Source organism: Meiothermus sp., assembly GCF_025056915.1.
GTDB lineage: Bacteria > Deinococcota > Deinococci > Deinococcales > Thermaceae > Meiothermus.
In genome coordinates this window covers 1-3114 of the sequence record NZ_JANWVH010000142.1, presented here as the reverse complement: position 1 = coordinate 3114, position 3114 = coordinate 1, and the positions used below count along the sequence as shown (strand labels likewise).

At 63.1% G+C, this 3114-nt stretch carries 3 protein-coding genes; 2 read left to right on the top strand and 1 reads right to left on the bottom strand.

The window, feature by feature from the left end:
• The first annotated feature begins 192 nt into the window (after positions 1-192).
• Both metK and NZN28_RS14130 read left to right on the top strand, forming a co-directional pair.
• Positions 193-1365: a methionine adenosyltransferase gene (gene metK, locus NZN28_RS14135; RefSeq protein WP_295399230.1), complete on the top strand. Its 1173-nt coding sequence runs from the start codon at positions 193-195 to the stop codon at positions 1363-1365.
• 416 nt (positions 1366-1781) lie between these two features.
• On the top strand, positions 1782-2270 hold the full coding sequence (locus NZN28_RS14130; protein WP_295399228.1) for a hypothetical protein: 489 nt from the start codon (positions 1782-1784) through the stop codon (positions 2268-2270).
• On the opposite strand, the gene NZN28_RS14125 is transcribed toward NZN28_RS14130, so the two are convergent.
• Positions 2242-3114: replication-associated recombination protein A (locus NZN28_RS14125; RefSeq protein ID WP_295399226.1), on the bottom strand; the 873-nt coding region annotated here is incomplete at its 5' end. The genes NZN28_RS14130 and NZN28_RS14125 overlap by 29 nt on opposite strands.

The following is a 3114-nucleotide window of genomic DNA, read 5'->3' as shown; positions in this document are numbered from 1 at the left end:
CGTCTCGGCCCAGACGCAACGCAGACACTTGTCCCTTCTCGTTCTCGTGGGCGGCCACGTCTGTGAAGAGCGCGATAAGAGCCCTCTGGGCCTGCAAAAGTGGGCGCAGGAATTCCGTTCGGCTTAACCGCTACAAGGGTGCTATACTTTCTCGGTTGACGCGGCTTTGCTGCGTGCTACAGGAGGAGCAAATTGCAACGACTGGTAACTTCGGAATCGGTGACGGAGGGGCACCCCGACAAGCTGGCCGACCGCATTTCCGATGCGGTACTCGACGCCATCCTGGCCGAGGATGCCGAAGCCAGGGTGGCCTGTGAAACTTTGGTGACCACAGGTTTGGTGATGGTGGCCGGCGAGATTACCACCGAGAGCTACGTGGATATCCCCCGCCTGGTGCGCCAGACCGTGCTCGAGGTGGGCTATACCCGGGCCAAGTACGGCTTCGACGGCGACACCTGTGCGGTGCTCACGGCCATAGACGAGCAGTCGCCCGACATTGCGGGGGGGGTCAACGAGTCGTGGGAATGGCGGGTGCTGGGCTCGCGCGACCCCTTTGACCGGGTCGGTGCTGGTGACCAGGGCCTGATGTTTGGCTATGCCACCGACGAGACCCCGGAGCTGATGCCCCTGCCCATCTCGTTGGCCCATCGCTTGACCCGCCGCTTAGCCGAGGCCCGCAAAACCGGCGAAATCCCGTACCTGCGCCCCGATGGCAAGGCCCAGGTCACGGTGGTCTACGAGGGGCAGAAGCCTTTGTACGTGGGTACGGCGCTGGTTTCGACCCAGCATTCCGAAGAGGTCGAGGCCGACCAGATTCAGCACGATATTCGCACCAAGGTCATTGAAAAGGCCATTCCAGAGCAGTATTTGAGCAAGGAAACCCAGTACCTGGTGAACCCCTCCGGCAAGTTTGTGATTGGGGGCCCGCACGGCGATACCGGCCTCACCGGGCGCAAGATTATCGTGGATACCTACGGGGGTGCGGTGCCCCACGGCGGGGGGGCCTTTAGCGGCAAAGACCCCACCAAGGTTGACCGCTCGGCAGCCTACTATGCTCGCTACATCGCCAAGAATATCGTGGCTGCCGGGCTGGCCAAACGGGCTCTGGTCGAGCTGGCCTACGCCATCGGCAAGGCCCGCCCGGTGGGCATGCGGGTCGAGACCTTTGGCACCGGCCTTGTGCCCGATGAAAAGCTGACCGAGGCAGCCCAGAAAGTCTTCGATGCCCGTCCCAGGGCCATCATTGAAAACCTCAACCTGCGCCGCCCCATCTATACCCCCACCTCGGCCTACGGCCACTTTGGCCGCGAGGGCTTTCCCTGGGAAAACACCGATAAGGTCGAAGCGCTTCGCCAGCTTCTCTGAGGTTGGCTTAGGGGCCTTTTCCAAAATCGGCTTCTGCCATCCGAAGGGTGGCTCTAAGGCTTCTTGTGAGCTTCCCCGACCCGGCCTTTGGGCTTGGGGCGTGCCGGGTGGGCCGCTTGGGTAGTTGAAGCCCACTCATACCGGAATCAAAAAGACAGGTGGCCAATCCAAAAGCACCGGAGGCAGTCTTTTTGAAGCCTAGAGCACTCCCTTTGGTCGGGTAGGCGCATCACCTTTGGGCGACGAACCAACCGAATCTGGTATTCAGACATCGAGGGCGCCTTAACCGCCCTTGGTTCGGCCTTTCCGTAGCGGGCTTTGTGGGCTGTGCTAGCATGGCCCTAAGGTCGCAACAGGGAGGTCGAGGCATGGCGAGGGGCATCTGGCTTTGTGGGTTGGTGTGGTTGGTGGGCTGTGTGCCTGTAACCCTACGAACACCGGAGGTGGCACGAGAGCGCGAATTGCTTTTGGGGGCTACGTATGTGGCAGTGCCCAACAATGCGGGGGGCATAATCTTGCCCCACGCTTTGGTGGCTTTTGGGAACGGTCAGGTGGAGTTCAATTTCTCCACCCAACTGGGGCTGCGCTCGGGGATGAAGGTGGCCCTCGAGCCGGGCGCAGCCCTGGATTTTGGCCTTTCCTTTCCCTTCATTATTCTTGTGCCCGGCATACCCCTAAGCCTCGATGCGGGCCTCATCTGGGGTGCGGACGGCTTTTACTTTTCGCCACGCCTGATCTGGGTGGGTTTCCAGAGCGGCCTGTCCTCTATTCCATCGTCGGGAGGGTTTTTGTACCAGGCCAATCTGGGTTACCATCGCGACTTTTTCCTGGGCGAACTGGGTTTGCTCGGCGCTTTCAACACCAGCGGCCTTTTTTTCAGCTTTTCGGCGGGCGTGCGCTTCTGAAACGCCGCCGTAGCCTCTCCAGTCGCTCCCGCACCCGCTCCTCCCAGCCCTCCCCGGTGGCTTCGTAGAGGGTCAGGTTTTCCAGGCCCTCCGGCAGATACGGCTGGGCAAAACTACCCTCGGGGTCGTCGTGGTAATAGGCGTAGCCCCGCCCGTAGCCGAGCCGCTGCAGCAGGGCGGTGGGGGCGTTGCGGAGGTGGAGGGGAATGGGCGCGTCGGGGTGTGCGCGGGCCGCGTTCTGGGCCTTTTGCCAGGCCAGGTAGCTGCTGTTGGATTTGGGGGCTAAGGCCAGGTAAATGACCAGCTCGGCCAGGGCCAGCTCGCCTTCGGGGCTGCCCAGAAAGTCGTAGGTGTCCTTGGCGGCCATGGCCAAGCGCAGGGCATGGGGGTCGGCCAGGCCCACGTCCTCTACGGCCATGCGGGCCAGCCGGCGGGCCAGGTACATAGGGTCGGCCCCGCCTTCGATCATGCGGGCAAAGTAGTAAAGCGCCGCGTCCACATGGTTGCCGCGCACCGACTTGTGCAGGGCCGAGATCAGGTCGTAGAAGTATTCGCCGCCCTTGTCGAAGTGGAGCGTGCCGCTGCCCAGGGCTTCCTGGGCGCTGGCCAGGGTGATGCGGCCTTCGCCGAGGCTAGCGGCGAGCTCGAGGGCCGACAAGGCCCGGCGGGCGTCGCCCATGGCGGCCTGGGCCAAGAGCTTCAGGGCTTCGGGTTCGGCCTGGGCTTGCAAGCCCTCGGGGTGAGCCAGCGCCCGCTCCAGAAGCCTTTGGGTGGCCTCCTCGTCGAGCGGGTGGAGCACATAAACCCGAGCCCGGGAGCGCAGGGCCGGGTTGACCTCGAAGGA